The organism is Actinomyces graevenitzii C83, assembly GCF_000239695.1.
GTDB classification, from domain to species: domain Bacteria; phylum Actinomycetota; class Actinomycetes; order Actinomycetales; family Actinomycetaceae; genus Actinomyces; species Actinomyces graevenitzii.
Window position 1 is genome coordinate 1,085,410 of the sequence record NZ_JH470338.1, and the last position, 15,251, is coordinate 1,100,660.

A 15,251-nucleotide genomic window follows, 5' to 3' on the forward strand; every position below is an offset into this window, starting at 1 on the left:
CACAAGCTTTAGCAATTACTTGTTTAAGGAGAGAGCAATGAAACGTCTACTTGCCATAGCACTAGCTTTTCTCACGCTAGTGGCAGGGGCACTGTTAGCCCCGGCAGCCACCGCCACCGAAAAAGTTGATGTTAAACTACTATTTGCGCTCAACGCTGACGGCAGCAACGATGAATTAGCCGCAGTTTACGGAAGTGAGAACACTGTCAATTCCTCAAATTGCAAAGACACTAAAGATTATATCTCAAAATTTACCCAAAAGGACGGTAAAAATCAGTGCATTTTCGCTAAACATCACGAAAAAGATAGCTACGGCAGCAATTGGCTAGCTTACCAAAGTGGAGACACCCTTAAGTTTAGCTTCTTAAACCTTACCGCTTTTATTCGCAGCGATATTTCAGAAGCTTTCGGTATCTACTATAGCGACCTAAACGTTATTTCTAGCGGGGCGGCAGTACCCCTGAACGCAACCGTTACCGATCAGAGCCTGTCGCCAACTGTAGATAAGAGTGACAAATTTGTTTACTACACTTGGGAAGGCTCTGATGCCACTAACTCAAGCGCAAGCTTAAAAGGTACTTTGCCGCTTTCTGGCGCCACCAGCAGCCCGACTAGCGATCCTACTAGCAGCCCGACTAGCAGTTCCACCAATACACCTGCCCCGGTTTTCACTGCTACTCCTTCAGATACCCCCAGCGCTACCGCTACCGCATTAGCCGCAAAACACAACTCTAACGACTCCAATACCACGCTATATGTAGTGCTAGGCATTGCAGCTGCAGCTGCTTTAATTGGTGTTGTAGTTACTGTTGTACTGGTAAAGAAGCGTAAGAGCTCTGCCCCTGCCCCCGGGTTCTACCCACCAGTTTCTCCGACTATGCCTTATAACGGTCCTTACCCCGGTCCACAGGCTCAGCAAGGCTATCGGGGACCACAGCAGCCACAGGGTTACCCAGGCGCCCAACAACAGGGCTATCCCGGCCCACAGCAGCCTCAAGCGAATCAGCCGCGACCGGGACAGCCACCTTATGGCGCTAACCCAAACTACCCGCAAAACCGTAACTGACCCTTGCCAGGGCTAAAGTGTTGGCCAGCCATTTTAATGGCTGGCCAACACCCCTAGTATTTGCAACACATTCAAGGAGGAAGTCGTGAAACACGCATTAGCAACCGCGCTAGCTTTTATCACATTGGCTGCCACAGCTCTTGTCACTCCCACCGCCACGGCTTCCGGAAATATTGAAACCACATTATTGTTCATACTCAACTACGATGGCAGTAGCGAGGAAGTAACTGCCGTCTACAGTAAAGATAACACCATAAACTCTTCCAACTGCAAAAACACCAAAACGTACACTGCGGAATTTAATCAGTCAGATGGTAAAAACGAATGCGTTTTCCGTAAACACTATGATAGAGATGAGAATGGCCCCGCCTGGTCTACACACCGTGTAGATGACAAGCTTGAATTTAACTTCATGAGCCTTTCAGTTTCTATGCGAATCGAAGTTGCAGATGCTCTGGGGCTGAAGAAAACTAATGATCTGAATGTGGTTTATACGATAGCCGCACTGCCATTAAATGCCACTGTAACCAGGGAAACACTATCCCCAAAGGTAGCCAAGGGTAGCAAAAACATCTACTACACCTGGAACGGTAATACAGCCGTTGATTCAACTGCAGAGTTGAAGGGAACCATACCGTTTTCTAGCACTACCGTCAGTCCATCTATCGCCCCTGCCCCGGAAGGCAACGGACTCAACAGCGATAATCCATCTGGCAATAACACTACTGTGCTAGCTGTAAGCCACAAGTCCAGCGACTCCAATACTGCGCTTTACGTGGTACTAGGTGTGGTTTCAGTAGTGGCCCTGACGAGTGTAGTAACCACCGTTCTGCTAGTGCAAAAGCGTAGAGAGCCAAGTCCCACTGTCTACTTTGCAGCCTCCACCAGGGTGGACACTAGCCAACACAATGGCAATATTCAATGAGAAAACCATGAAACGTGCACTAGCAATCTCACTAGCTATTCCCATACTAATGGCCATTACACTATTTGCCCCCATCACTGCAGCTGCCACAAGCATTGAAACCTCACTGATGTTTGTACTTCAAAGCAATGGTGACACTTATGAAGGCCTGATTGTTTCTAGCAGCGATAACACCATAAATCAGTCAAACTGCAAAGACACCGATGAGTACAAAACTAACTTTCGCCAAAAAGATGGTAACAATCAGTGTCTTTTTACCCAAAAGTACAGCAAAGACCAAAATGGTAAATCCTGGATAAAGAAAACTTCTGGCAATAACCTTGAGTTTGACTTTACTCCTGTTACTTATTCTATGAGAGACACTATCGCAAAATCACTAAGCATCGCTAATGCAACAGATTTAAACGTAGTCAGAATTATCGTTGCACTTCCATTAACCGCAACCGTCACCAATACGCAGACAGTATCTCCTACCATAACTAAAGGTGACAAGCATGTTTACTACACTTGGAACACGGATAAAGATCGCACAGATATCCGCCTAATAGGAACTATGCCTCTGTCTAACTCCACTGACACCCCTAGCGGCAGTTCTAGCCCTGCCACTTCCCAGAGCGCTGGAGTCGCTATCACCCCCACCCCATTGGCCGTAAAACACAAGGATTCCAATACCACGCTTTATATTGCACTAGGTATCACTGCCGCAGTGGCTACAGCAGGTATTGTAATTACGATTTTATTGACGCAAAAACGCAGGCAACCCACAGCTAAGTACCCCTCTTCAGTACCTTCCAGTCCTTATAACAGTCAGGGCTACACAGGCAACCAACCCCAACAAGGCTACCCAACTCCTCAGAATTGGCACCCCTAAGGAACCTGGTCACCAAGCCTGATACGGTTAAGACAGCTCCCCCTAAGCGACACACTCAAGGAGAAGCAGTGAAACGTACGCTCGCAACCACGCTAGCTTTTATCACATTAATGGCTGGAGCCATATGTGCACCTAGTGCTGTCGCCGCAGGTAGCATTACCGCCAAACTTATCTACATTCTCGAAAAAGACGGCACTGCCTACGAGGCAATATCTCTTAGCAGCACTGACGGCGCTATTAATGACTCCAATTGCGACGATATTGATGATTACACTGCCGACTTCAGCCAATCAGGCAGCAAAAACGAATGCATGTTTTACCAATACTACGATGAGAACGAATACCTTGCAGCCCTGTTAAGAACTCCCAATGGTTCAAAAAATAATATCAATTTCATGTTTATACCAAACTCGGTTTCCATGCGCGTTAAAATCGCAGCCGGGCTTGAGATAAATGTAAACGACCTTAACGTTACTAGTACCGTGCTCGCCATCCCACTAAGGGCAAAAGTCACCACTAAGACACTTTCCCCTGTGGAAAGCAAAGACAATAAATATGCTTACTACACTTGGAATGGGAGCACTACTGAAACCGGTGCAGCTAGCGTAACAGGAACCATGGAACTGGCCGCCTCTGCAGATGGCGCCCCTACGATCAACTCTGGCGCAAGTCCACAAAGCACCCCGTCTGCTACCGCCGATACCACCACTGACCTGACCAAGCGCTCTGGTAAGGCTTCGTCAGCTCCCCCAGTTTCAGCTGCCCCTACCGCACTGAGTGTCAAGAAAACCTCTAAGCAAACCGACAACAGTCTCTTACTTGCCATAATTGTTGGCGGCCTAGTTGCCACGATTGGGATCATGGCAACTGTTCTGCTTTCCAAGAGGCGCAAAAAGCCCGCCACACCTCGATACCCCTCCTCTGGTGGACCCAATAATCCACACTCCTATCCAGGCTCATCCCATAACGGACAAGCTTTCGTAGGCAGAGAGCAGCCACCTTACGGCAGCGGACCCAATTATCCACGCAGCTAAGTATCGGCAACCAGGCAACAAAATAGTCACTACCAGGGAAGGAAATGACATGCGTCGTAAATTGACAGCTTTAATGGCGCTTTTAATGCTGGCAGGCGCCGGTATGATCGCACCTACCGCCACCGCACAGGAATACGAGGGATCATATGTAACCCAGCTTTCTAGCGACGGCACAATCACGGAATTCATTGCCGTTATGGGAGTAACTGAAGAAAGCTGCCAATCAACGACATACAAGCCCGTTTATGACGCTAAACGTAACGCTTGTTTGCTTGGACTGTCTTTTAAAGGCGAGCGGATCACCAAAGCTTTTACACTTAAGCTGACCTCAAATGGTGGTACTAGCTATTCATTTGAGTTCAGCACTCTTTCTGTCAGCGACTATGAAGCGGCTGCTCGCCAGGTATATCTGGGCCATAACATCAATATCACCAAGATCACTTTATCTCTACCTGTAGGTAGTGTTATCACCAATGGCAAAGGCAATGCTACAAAATTAGATGCTACAGACACTGACTCCTATCGCTGGACCGAATACAGTCCGTTAATGTCAGTGAAGGGCACCACCACCCTCGATGCTTCTGTGGCAGGCTACTTAGCGGCTGGCACTTCCTCACCCACGCCTACTCCCAGCACAACAACAGAATCTTCAACCCCCACCACTGCCACTTCAGCCATGCCCACTCAGAGCACTAGCGCCACAGCTCCGGCTAATGATTCAGGTTCCAACACTGGCTTGTATGCAGGTATCACCATTGCGGCAGTAGTAATTGCAGCGATCGCAATTGCCGCCGTCGTAATTATTAAGAAGAAGCAGAGCGCAACCCCCAGCTACACCCCCTATCCTGCCGCAAGTAGGCCTAGCATGAGAGCACCACTGACTCCTGGAGCACCTCAGCAACCGTATCAGCCCGGCCAGGGCCAGCCGCCTTATGGATCAGGGCCAAACTATCCACAGGCCTAAAAAGCTAGCTGCATTGTGCGCTATGCTCTAAATAATCAATCATCCGAGGAGGGAACATTATGCGTCGCAAACTGACAGCATTAATGGCACTCTTAACACTGGCCGTCGCAGGCGCGATTGCACCCACTGCCGCCGCAGAAGAGCTGGAGGCAGAGTATATAGCCGGCATGAAATCAGACGGCACATTCCTAGAGGGAATCTCTGTTTCAGGCGCCACCGCTGAGGATTGTAAGTCCTCAACATATCAGCCACTTTATGATGAAAGCGACGGTACTTGCACGGTTGGTTATCAATATAAGCCAGAAAAACTTTATGGGGCGCTATCGATTCAATTAACTCCGCTGGGAGATAACAAGTATTCCTTTAGGTTCACTGCCCTGTCTTTTTCCTCACTCAAGTCAGAAGCTGAAAGTCTGTTTTCTGGCCGCACACTAAACTTCACAAGCATCAGCCTTGGTATGCCTAAAGGCACCACCTTCTCATCCGGAGTAGAAAAGGCAACAAACGATAGTAATGATAAATACGATATTTATAGGTGGGATGATGTAAGCACCTCTATTTATGTCAAGGGGACCACTACCTTAGATGCTTCTGCAGCACAATACATCACGGGGAATAGTGATCCTTCTGAAAGCGAATCGCCCACTCCCACACCCACCACTGAGTCAGCCACCCCCAGCCCCACCAGCGAATCGGCTACTCCTAGTGCCACCGCCACCGCGTTGGCTAGCAACAAATCATCAGATTCCAACACTGCTTTGTACATTGGAATCGGCGTTGCTGTAGTGGTACTCGCAGCCGGCGCAATCACTGCAATTGTGCTTGTAAACAAGAAGAAGCAGCCTACTGGCCCCACTTATCCCGGCCCTTACCCAGGAGCTTACCCAGGTGGCCCGGGTGGTCCTGGCGCAGGCTTTGGCCCAACTGGCCCGGGTGCTCCCGGCACTGGCCCAGGCGCTCAGGGCGCAGGTTTTGGCGCACCTCAGGGCGGTTATCCAGGCGGTTACAGGCCCCAGCCTTCCTCAGGCCAGCAGCAGCCTTACCAGCCGCCGTCGGCACCCTCAGCGCCAAGCAACCACGCCCCTTACAACCCCGGAAACCAGCCGCCGTCGGCACCTTACGGGCCTGGTAACGGGACCGGGGCAAACCACTAAGGGGAGTTATCCCCCAAGAAAACTCAAGATATTTTTAGCCCTACGACACTAGGATAGAGCTGGGCCCGATCTATATAGAGATCTATAAGACCGAGCCCAGCTTTACTAGCCGCACCTGCGGCATACAGAAGAGGACACACAGATGCGCGCAAGATTGTCAGCATTAACAGGAGTATTGGCACTCATACTTACCTGCTTACTTGCCCCTGCAGCAACTGCGGCAGACAGTTATGATGGCATTGCCATCACCATAATGGACAAGAAGGGAAGCATCAACCAGGGCATAATGATCTACGATGACACTGGGTCATTGAGTAAATCTGATTGCCAGGCTAGCGGCGACTACCAAGCATACTTTTCGCCCAAATCCTCAGGCTCTACGTGCTTAATTTACAAGACCTACAGTTCTACTTTGCCGCCTCTAGGGGTCACTGTCACCAATAAGACTTCTAGCTCTTATGACTTTACGTTTAAGGGCTATTCATACGTTCTTAACTCCATCGTAAAAGGCAAAAGCGGCTTAGATATCACGCTAGCGGGAACCATGCTCGGGGTTCCCAAGGGCTCAAGCGTTACTGCTGATGGAGCTGAAAAAATGAATGCCTCTAGCTCTGATATCTACGGCTGGGATACAGACACTTCTACTCCTGAAGCTTCAGGTACCGTCAACTTCAACGGTTCTAGTGGCGGTGGCTCCAACGGTGGCGGTGGCTCCAGTAGCAACGGCGACCTTGGTATCGGCGATCTGAATGGCAACTCCGGCGGCTCTGGCGGTTCTAAGAACTCCACCACTTCCCCCGCCCCCAGCGACTCGCCTACCAGCGATCAGAAGGGTGCCACCCCCGCGCCTAGCGCCACCTCAACTGCGCAGACCTCCAGCAGCTCTAGCTCCAGCTCTGACGACGACGACAACACCACGCTTTACATCGTTGCCGCTGTTGTAGCCGTGATTGCGGTTATCGGCGTCATCGCCACCGTGCTAGTGGTCAAGAAGAACGGTAAGAAGAACAACCAGGCTAACTTCGGCCCCTACCCGGGCGCTCCCGGCACCGGCTTTGGCCCTAACGGCCCTGGATTTGGCGGCCCGGCTGGCCCCAGTGGCCCTGCTGGCCCCGGCTATGGTCCCAATAACTTTGGTGGTCCTGCTGGCCCCGGCGCCCCCGCTGGTGGCATGGGTACTGGTGGCCCCAACTATGGCGCTCCCAACGGCCCTGTAGGCGGACCCAATGGTCCGGTAAGTGGCCCCAACTACGGCGCTCCCAACGGCCCTGCTGGCGGCCCTAACTATGGTGGCCCTAACGCTCCGGCCGGCAACTCTGCTCCGGTAGCTCCTAGCGCTCCTGCAGCCCCTAGCTACCCGCAAGGCGGTTACCAGGGTGGCCCCGGTGCTGCTCAGGGTGGCCCCACCCAAAACGGCGCTGCCCAGGGCGGCTATCAGTCCCCGAGCCCGTCAGCTCCGTCAGCGGGATACGCGGCAGCTCCCTCAGCTCAGTCCGCTGCGGCCGGCAGCCCCTTTGCTGGCCAGCCCGCAACCCCGGCTCAGCCCGCAAGCCCCGCCCAGTCGGCTCCTTCCAGCTCAGCTGCCGACGACGTCGTCCTGCCCCCGCAGGTAACCCCCGCTCAGCCGCAGGATTACGACGCCGCGCCGGCAGCTGGTGGCGACGCTGAGGACTACTACCCCACTATCCGCCTGGGACAAGACGAGGGCCTGGCTCCCACTCGCCAGTACCCGAGTTTCAACCAGAACAACTAAAACCAGGATTCACAGTGAATATGAATGCGCGCGCAGCTACAGCTAAAAGCCGCAAGCCGCTACGTAAACAAGCGCTGTTAGCACTGTCTGTAGCTGCGGCCGCGTGTCTGTGCGTTCCAAGCGCAGATGCAGCTGCCGCGCATACTTTCACTGACGCTCCAAGTGCCGCAGTTAGCTCAACCCAGTTAGTCTCTAGCCAGCTAGTTTCTAACGGGTTGAGCAAAACTGGGCTCTCTACTGGGGTAGGCGAACGCGTCGATAATTCAACCGGGCGTTCCAACATTCAGGCCCGTCGCGGCGGCGGTAGGGGCCGAGGCGGCAGAAGCCGCTCTTCTCGCAGGCGTTCAGGCTATCGTTCGGGCTATCGCACGCGTTACCACTACTACCATCACCACGGCTCCCGAAGCTCAAACTCGACCATGACTGATCGCACGGCCATGATCATGTTTGCATTATTGGCAGTGGTGCTCATTTTCGTCTTTGTATTTATCTGGCGTGCTCGCCAAAACGCCTACGAGCAGGACCAATACGCTCCTTACGGCAACGGACCGAGCGACTACAACCCTAATGGCTATTCGCCTGATGGCGCCTATAACGCGGGTGGATATTCTGCAGGAGGCTACTCTGACGGAAATTACTCTGCGGGTAACTACGGCCAGACCGGTTATGGCCAAACTGGATACGACCAGGGCGGATACGACCAAGGCGGCTATGGCGCTGGTAGCTATGGGCAGGGCAGCTATAACGGCGGCAATTACGGCACCGGTAACTACGACGCCGGCAGTTACGATGGTCAAAACGGTTACGCCTCTAGTGGCTATGGCCAGGGTGGTTACAGTCAAGGTAACTACGGCCAAGATGGCTATAACGCGGGTAGTTACAATGAAAACGGCTACTCACAAAACGGTTACGGCCAAAACAATAACTACAACCAAAATAATGGTTGGCAAAACTATGATCCCAAGGATTATGGTTGGAACACTAAGTAAAGTGTTCTAGCAGGGCTGGCGGAGTATTTGAGACTTAATACCCGCCAGCCCTGTGCTGTTAATAGAATATACTGCATTCACAGTTGTTTGCAGTAACTCAATGAGGATGAGCAATGATGCGTCGTATACTCAATGCGCTAATGGCGCTTAGCTTATTAGGCACATGTGCAGCTTTGATGCCAGCCACATCTGCAGCAGATACAGAGCTAAGCGTCGCCTACGTTTACAAGCTGTTCCCTGACGGTTACACCCTAGAAGGTGTGCAGGTGATCGGCTCTGGTGTAACCAAAGAAAACTGCACTAAGACTAACGCTACGAGTCTTTTCCAAGTTGAGTATGGTCAGGAACAAGACCAGACTTTCTGCACTATTACCCGGGAAATTTTACCCAGCGACTCGCAAGCAATTAAGTTAACCCCACTGGGAGACAATAAGTACTCTTTGTCTTTTAAGAGCCTAGATGTGCAGTATCTAGAAACGGCTAAAAAATATTTCCCAGACTACACGCTTACCACTAAATATGTGACGCTAAGCCTGCCGCAAGGATCTAGTCTAGATACCAAAACCTATGACTATACGCGCCCAATTCTTAACAACACCTTCATCGAATACGACTGGGCTACCTCTACCCCGAATGTAGAGGTTTCGGGGAGCGTAAAGCTAGATGCTACCGCTGCTACCTACTTCCGCGTATATGGGGGCGACTCCCCAACACCTACCCCTAGTGCAAGCAGCTATGCTACAACTGAGTCTGCTACACCAACACTCACTACTAGCGCAGTGCAGTCTACTTCTTCCACTAAAGACAACACTGTCATGTATGTGTTGATAGCCGTTGTTGCGATTGGGGTAATTGCTGCAGTGTTGTGCGTGGTTCTTATTGCACGTAAAAACAAGGCAGCCAAGGCGGTTATGCCGCCGCCTGGTTATCCGAATTACCCGCCGCGCGTGTAGCTACTGACGGTTAGGTTGTGCCTGGCTATATGGCCAGGTACAACCTCTAACTAAATCACTACTACCTCAGGAACAGCCGTGAGCACATTTTTGCCCATATCTGCAGCTAAATTAAATACGCCGCTTCGCAAACACGCTTTGCTGGCCTTGGCCACTGCTGCAGCTGTATGCCTGTGTGTTCCCGGCGCTGGTGCTAGCGTTGTACGCACTGCTGTCAGCTCAATTTCAAGCGGCTCAGTAAGCAGTAGCCAGTCAAGTTCTAGCTTAACCACAGCAATTGGCCGCAGCGTGGCTCCGGCACGCCGTGGAGGCAGCAGTGGAGGTTCAAGCAGTCACAGCTCCTCTAGTTCTTCTTCGCGCCGCAGTTCGAGTTCTGGGCGTTCCAGCTCCCGCTCTAGCGGTTCGCGCTCTGGAAGTTCTAGTTCTGGACACTCTAGCTCTAGAAGTTCTTCACGTCGCAGTTCAAAGGGCTCCAGTTCAGGATCTTCTCGCCGTAGTTCAAGTTCTGGGCGTTCTAGTTCACGTTCTAGCAGCTCCCGCTCTGGAAACTCCAGCTCGCGTGGATATTCAGGGTCCAACTCTGGCAGCTCTAGCTCACAGGGGTACTCGGGTAACTCCAGTTCACAAGGCTACTCCGGCAACTCAAATTCACAGGGGTACTCAGGGTCTAACTCTGGTAGCTCCAGCTCACGCGGCTATTCCGATCCTTACTCAAGCAACTCAGGATCTCAGGGTTACTCTGATTCTTATTCAGGTAATTCCAACTCGCAGGGTTATTCAAACTCGCGCTCAGGCAGTTCTAATTACTACAACCGCTACGGCAACAATTACTATAACAACTATTACTATGACGACTACGACGACTACTACAATTACCACCGCTATGACGACAGTGAGGGACTAGGAATCGAATTTTCAAAGCGCACGTCTTTAATCATATTAGCTGTATTAGTAGGTTTAGTAGTATTGGGTACCGTAGCTAAAGGCGTGAGCGAAGCCTTGCCATAATTTTTCGAGCGAAAATATCTACAGATAATTTAAATATGCAACTTCGCAAACACGCTTTACTGGCCTTGGTCACTGCTGCAGCCGTATGCCTGTGCGTCCCTAGTGCCGGTGCCAGCGTTGCACGCACTGCCGTTGGCTCACTCCCCTTAGTGGCTGGCGGCCAGTCAGCTTCTGTTACGACCACAGCTATTGGTCGTAACTGGGTCCCCACGCGTGGCCACGGTGGTGGCCATGGCGGTGGTCACGGCGGTGGTCACGGTGGTGGTCATAGTGGTGGGCACAGCTCAGGGCACTCCAGATCAGGTTCTTCGCATCGTAGCTCTAAGCAGCGGCACTTTCGCTCAGGTTACGTAGGCTCTAGCTACAGCGACTACGACGACGACGAAGGCGGCCTAACCTATAGCGACGAAGCAGAGACAGAGATTACAAAGCTTACAGTTTTAGCCGTGTCAGTTGCAGGGGCAGCAGGCTTAGGACTGTATCGCTTAGGTAAATCCCTGGACGCTAAAGAGCTTTAAAGTCTGGCGGTGAGTTAGGTGTGGAGGCGGGGATAATTCCCCGATGACTGCCTCTAGAGCGACGGTTATTCTGATTAGGAACTAGTTTTAACTACATCAGTACTACTTCAGGAATAACCGTGAGTGCGCTTTCACCCATGTTTGCGACCAAATTAAATACACAACATAGCAAGCACATGTTACTGGCTTTGGTTACTGTCGCAGCCGCATCTCTGTGTGTTCCTAGTGCTGGCGCCAGTGCTGTAAGCAGTTCTATTACCCCAATCTCAAGCAGCTCAGTAAGCGGCAGTCAATCAACTTCTGTTGTGAGCATAGCTATTGGTCATAACAGGGTCCCTACACGAGGTGGTCACGGTGGCGGCCATGGTGGTGGTCATAGTGGTGGTCACGGTGGTGGTCACAGCTCAGGGCACTCCAGATCAGGCTCTTCGCATCACAACTCTGGGCGACGACACTCTAGCTCAGGCCACGTAGGCTCTAGTTACAGCAGCTACTCTGATGACGATGACTACAAAAAAGACAAGAACCTGAAAATCGCACTTTTTATCTTAGCTGGATTATCTTTGTATTCCCTCGTTAGGCGACTAAAACTGTTGCGGCGGGGATAATTCCCCGATGACCACCTCTAGAGCAACGGTTATTCTGATTAGGAACTAGTTGTAACTACATCAGTACTACTTCAGGAATAGCCATGAGCATGTTTCCACCCCTTTTTACCACTAAATTAAATACGCAAGTTCGCAAACATGCTTTGCTAGCTTTGGCCACTATCGCAGCCGCATGCCTGTGTGTTCCTAGTGCTAGCGCCAGCGTTGCTCGCAGTTCTATTACCCCAATCTCAAGCAGCTCAGTGAGCGGCAGTCAGTCAACTTCCCGCACAGCCACAACGGGGCGTAATGCGCTCCCGGCAGGTCGTGGAGGCAGCAGCGGAGGTTCAAGCGGACGCAGTTCCTCTGGTTCTTCCTCGCGCCGTTCAAGTTCCAGCGGTTCTGGTTCTTCCTCGCGTCGCTCAAGTTCTGGGGGCTCTAATTCCAGCAGTTCCGGTTCTTCTTCACGACGTAACTCTTGGTGGGGACGTTCTAACTCTCGTTCAGGAAGTTCTAATTATTACAACCGCTATTACAACAATTACGATAGCGATCGGTCTTACGACGATCCTAATAATGACACCTATGGAGATCCGCCTTACGACGATTCGACCAGCGATAATAGTTATAGTAGCCAGTCTTACGATAATTCCGGCTATAGCCAGGAACAGCAAGACATGGATTCTAGGTTTATACCTCTTGCCGTAATTATTTTAGTCATAGCAGGAATAGGTATGCTTGGCATGATCGCGGCGACTCAAAAGCCAAAAGCTGCAGTTGGTAAGCCTCAGCCTAGGTTTAATGCATCACCCATGAACTGGCTATCCGGCACGGACGACGTTAGCAACTACTACGACATTAGCGACGACGATACCAGCTACGACAGCGACAGTAGCAACGACGACAATAGTTACGATTGCGACAGCGGCGACTACAACTATAGTGATGACAATAGTTACGATAGTTGCAGCGACAGCAGTTACGACAACGATAATAGCTTCTTTGACTGGTGACATCACCGCAGTCAACTAACACTCGGCTGTAGCAGCTATACTGCTGCTACAGCCGACTTTCTATAATCAACGAGGATACTCATGCGCCGCTTATTTAGTGCACTCATGACACTAGCACTACTAGGATTAGGCACAGTCTTAGCACCCGCCACGGCCGCATATAAACATACTGCACCCATAGAATATTTAGAATACCCAGATTTTACCTACACCTTACTTCCTACTGGTTACACTAAAGCAACTCTCTCAATTAAAATCAATAATGACCTCAAAGATAAGTGCATTCAGCGAGCCAGAGACTATCTGGCCGAATATTCACACAGCAGCACATACAACACAAGCACCTGCACAATCACCACCACTTTTAAACCAAATGAGTCTCCAATATTTAAATTAACCCCTTTAGGCAATAATCTATATTCACTACATCTAGAAGAGCCAAATTCTTACTATTCAAAATCCATAAAGAAGTATTATCCTGAGTTTACCCCTTACATAAAAACAATGAACGTAAAAATACCACTTAGGTCTATTGTCACTTTTGGTTTACCAAGAGACAATATAAGTGAAGACGATAATTTCAGAAGACGAACTGTATACGACAACTCTGTCAGTTATATCATGATGGCCACCATGCCTTACGGAATAGTACGTGGAACCGTAGAGTTAGATGAATCCGCAGCCAAGTATTTTCCTAAAGTAACTGCGACGCCTACCTCAATAGATTTCACACCCGCGCCCACACTAACCCCGGTAGCAGCTAGCTCAGCAACTTCAAGTACCGTCAACCAGGGCCTTAGTATGGCTAATATTGTCCGCATCAGTGCTGCGCTACTTGCTACGGCAGCATTAGTTGCCATCTTGCTCAAACGCAAGACTGCCTCAGCCACTGCTAGCACCACCCCCACAGACTCGCCAGCTAGCCACTAAAGTGATCCTCCAGACTTTGTGAGCTTACATCCTTGACGTACTCGCGTTATGCTTAAGACAATTAACGCGGTATTGGACGTAATTGGAGATAACTGTGACGCAAGTAGCTAGCTCAGCTCAGGCGCTAATGCGCCCTGGCTTTGTGCTGCCTACCCTGCGCGTCGCCGTCCTACCTCTACTACCCCTCATGGGACGAATGCCGAACGCTCGCTGAGCCACATCTGCGTGCCTTGGCGAGCGTTATCGCATCTGTAATTTTGCGCTCTTGCGCGCCCAGATTTAGAAGGCATTCCCATGAAACACAACCGTCAGCTTCCGCCTGCCCCCGTGTCCGGCGCTTGGAAAATCACTGACCCACATGCTTGTCGTCGCTTCGCTAATGTGGGTGATTTGCGCCTCGAAAATGACTCTATTTTGCCGGCAATTACACTCGCTTATGAGACTTGGGGCGAGCTTAACGAAGACCGTTCCAACGCCATTTTGATTGAGCACGCCCTCACCGGCGACGCCCACGTTATTGGCGAAGCTGAGCCCGGCCAGCCGACTGCTGGTTGGTGGTCACAGGTGGTGGGCCCGGATTTGGCTATCGACACTAACCGCTACTTTGTGGTTGCCATTAACGTGCTGGGTGGCTGTCAGGGCTCTACTGGACCGGCTTCTATTGCTCAGGACGGCGCCCCTTACGGCTCGCGTTTCCCGGTGATTTCCACCCGCGATCAGGTGCGCGCCGAGGCTCGCCTGGCGGATCTGTTGGGGATTGAGCGCTGGAACACGGTTGTGGGTGCCTCGCTGGGTGGCCACCGCGCTATCGAGTGGGCCACCATGTATCCGGGGCGCGTAGAGCGCCTGGTGATGGTAGCTTCAGGCGCGCAAACTACTGCTGAGCAGGCAGCTTGGGCACACACTCAGATTCGTGCGGTGCAGCTGGATCCGCACTGGAATGGTGGGGATTATTACGACGACGCCGTCGGCCCGGTAGCGGGGCTGGCACTAGCCCGTCAGATCGCCCACACCACCTACCGTTGTCCCAATGAGCTCGATGAGCGTTTTGGGCGCCTGCCGCAAAACGCTGAGGATCCGCTAACCGGCGGGCGCCTGGCGGTGGAGTCTTACCTGGATTATCACGGCGAAAAGCTGGTGCGTCGTTTTGATGCGGGCTCCTATGTAGCCCTGTGTCGCACCATGATCAGCCACAATGTGGGGCGTGAACGCGGCGGGCTGCGTTCTGCACTGCGAAAGGTTACCGCTAAAACGCTGTGTATCGCGGTAGACAGTGACCGTCTTTTCTTCCCCGCCCAGGTCAAGCGCATGGCTGATCTGATCCCTAACGCCAGCTACGCCCTAATTCACTCTGCTCACGGCCATGACGGCTTCTTGATCGAGTTTGATCAGGTCAACGAGCTGCTTGCAGATTTTTTAGATTCCGGGGCACGTCAGAATCTAAGTTACTGGGCTAGCTAGCCCCCAGCTTTAGCTCCCGCTGGCC

15 protein-coding genes are annotated in these 15,251 nt (G+C 51.5%); 14 read left to right on the top strand and 1 reads right to left on the bottom strand.

Annotation, left to right across the window (positions count from 1 at the left end; all coding sequences use genetic code 11):
• The first annotated feature begins 37 nt into the window (after positions 1-37).
• The 9 genes from HMPREF0045_RS04675 (at position 38) to HMPREF0045_RS04720 (ending at position 9,709) form a co-directional block, all read left to right on the top strand.
• On the top strand, positions 38-1,066 hold the full coding sequence (locus HMPREF0045_RS04675) for a hypothetical protein (RefSeq protein ID WP_005985996.1): 1,029 nt from the start codon (positions 38-40) through the stop codon (positions 1,064-1,066).
• 85 nt (positions 1,067-1,151) lie between these two features.
• Entirely contained in the window at positions 1,152-1,991 is an 840-nt protein-coding gene (locus HMPREF0045_RS04680; RefSeq protein ID WP_005985998.1) for a hypothetical protein, read from the top strand.
• 7 nt (positions 1,992-1,998) lie between these two features.
• Complete coding sequence (locus HMPREF0045_RS04685) at positions 1,999-2,862, top strand: hypothetical protein (RefSeq protein WP_005986000.1); 864 nt, start codon at positions 1,999-2,001, stop codon at positions 2,860-2,862.
• Between the two features lie 68 nt (positions 2,863-2,930).
• On the top strand, positions 2,931-3,896 hold the full coding sequence (locus HMPREF0045_RS04690) for a hypothetical protein (RefSeq protein WP_005986003.1): 966 nt from the start codon (positions 2,931-2,933) through the stop codon (positions 3,894-3,896).
• Positions 3,897-3,945: 49 nt separating this feature from the next.
• Positions 3,946-4,860, top strand: coding sequence for a hypothetical protein (locus tag HMPREF0045_RS04695; protein ID WP_005986005.1), 915 nt, complete (start codon positions 3,946-3,948; stop codon positions 4,858-4,860).
• Positions 4,861-4,943: 83 nt separating this feature from the next.
• Entirely contained in the window at positions 4,944-6,014 is a 1,071-nt protein-coding gene (locus tag HMPREF0045_RS10060; protein ID WP_081466785.1) for a single stranded DNA-binding domain-containing protein, read from the top strand.
• A 310-nt stretch (positions 6,015-6,324) separates the two neighbouring features.
• The gene (locus HMPREF0045_RS09585) at positions 6,325-7,767 is read left to right on the top strand and encodes a hypothetical protein (protein ID WP_196793393.1); all 1,443 of its coding nucleotides are present in this window, start codon (positions 6,325-6,327) and stop codon (positions 7,765-7,767) included.
• A 419-nt stretch (positions 7,768-8,186) separates the two neighbouring features.
• On the top strand, positions 8,187-8,756 hold the full coding sequence (locus HMPREF0045_RS10435) for a hypothetical protein (RefSeq protein WP_155813095.1): 570 nt from the start codon (positions 8,187-8,189) through the stop codon (positions 8,754-8,756).
• 113 nt (positions 8,757-8,869) lie between these two features.
• The gene (locus HMPREF0045_RS04720) at positions 8,870-9,709 is read left to right on the top strand and encodes a hypothetical protein (protein ID WP_005986012.1); all 840 of its coding nucleotides are present in this window, start codon (positions 8,870-8,872) and stop codon (positions 9,707-9,709) included.
• A 332-nt stretch (positions 9,710-10,041) separates the two neighbouring features.
• On the opposite strand, the gene HMPREF0045_RS04725 is transcribed toward HMPREF0045_RS04720, so the two are convergent.
• Entirely contained in the window at positions 10,042-10,287 is a 246-nt protein-coding gene (locus HMPREF0045_RS04725; protein WP_040315710.1) for a hypothetical protein, read from the bottom strand.
• A gap of 619 nt (positions 10,288-10,906) precedes the next feature.
• On the opposite strand from HMPREF0045_RS04725, the gene HMPREF0045_RS10440 reads away from it, so the two are divergent.
• From HMPREF0045_RS10440 to metX, 5 genes are all read left to right on the top strand, one after another.
• Complete coding sequence (locus tag HMPREF0045_RS10440) at positions 10,907-11,071, top strand: hypothetical protein (RefSeq protein ID WP_155813096.1); 165 nt, start codon at positions 10,907-10,909, stop codon at positions 11,069-11,071.
• Positions 11,072-11,553: 482 nt separating this feature from the next.
• Positions 11,554-11,709, top strand: a complete 156-nt coding sequence (locus HMPREF0045_RS10690) for a hypothetical protein (protein ID WP_196793394.1) — start codon at positions 11,554-11,556, stop codon at positions 11,707-11,709.
• 217 nt (positions 11,710-11,926) lie between these two features.
• Positions 11,927-12,835: a hypothetical protein gene (locus HMPREF0045_RS10445; protein WP_155813097.1), complete on the top strand. Its 909-nt coding sequence runs from the start codon at positions 11,927-11,929 to the stop codon at positions 12,833-12,835.
• Positions 12,836-12,940: 105 nt separating this feature from the next.
• On the top strand, positions 12,941-13,765 hold the full coding sequence (locus HMPREF0045_RS10450; protein ID WP_155813098.1) for a hypothetical protein: 825 nt from the start codon (positions 12,941-12,943) through the stop codon (positions 13,763-13,765).
• Positions 13,766-14,059: 294 nt separating this feature from the next.
• Positions 14,060-15,226, top strand: a complete 1,167-nt coding sequence (metX, locus tag HMPREF0045_RS04745; protein ID WP_005986026.1) for a homoserine O-acetyltransferase MetX — start codon at positions 14,060-14,062, stop codon at positions 15,224-15,226.
• Positions 15,227-15,251 lie beyond the last annotated feature (25 nt).

Excerpts from the sequence above, each read along its gene's own strand:
- HMPREF0045_RS10450 (WP_155813098.1), top strand. The coding sequence starts at position 12,941 with ATGACACTAGCACTACTAGGATTAGGCACAGTCTTAGCACCCGCCACG.
- metX (WP_005986026.1), top strand. The coding sequence starts at position 14,060 with ATGAAACACAACCGTCAGCTTCCGCCTGCCCCCGTGTCCGGCGCTTGG.
- HMPREF0045_RS04685 (WP_005986000.1), top strand. The coding sequence starts at position 1,999 with ATGAAACGTGCACTAGCAATCTCACTAGCTATTCCCATACTAATGGCC.
- HMPREF0045_RS10060 (WP_081466785.1), top strand. The coding sequence starts at position 4,944 with ATGGCACTCTTAACACTGGCCGTCGCAGGCGCGATTGCACCCACTGCC.
- HMPREF0045_RS04695 (WP_005986005.1), top strand. The coding sequence starts at position 3,946 with ATGCGTCGTAAATTGACAGCTTTAATGGCGCTTTTAATGCTGGCAGGC.
- HMPREF0045_RS10445 (WP_155813097.1), top strand. The coding sequence starts at position 11,927 with ATGAGCATGTTTCCACCCCTTTTTACCACTAAATTAAATACGCAAGTT.
- HMPREF0045_RS04675 (WP_005985996.1), top strand. The coding sequence starts at position 38 with ATGAAACGTCTACTTGCCATAGCACTAGCTTTTCTCACGCTAGTGGCA.
- HMPREF0045_RS04720 (WP_005986012.1), top strand. The coding sequence starts at position 8,870 with ATGATGCGTCGTATACTCAATGCGCTAATGGCGCTTAGCTTATTAGGC.
- HMPREF0045_RS10435 (WP_155813095.1), top strand. The coding sequence starts at position 8,187 with ATGACTGATCGCACGGCCATGATCATGTTTGCATTATTGGCAGTGGTG.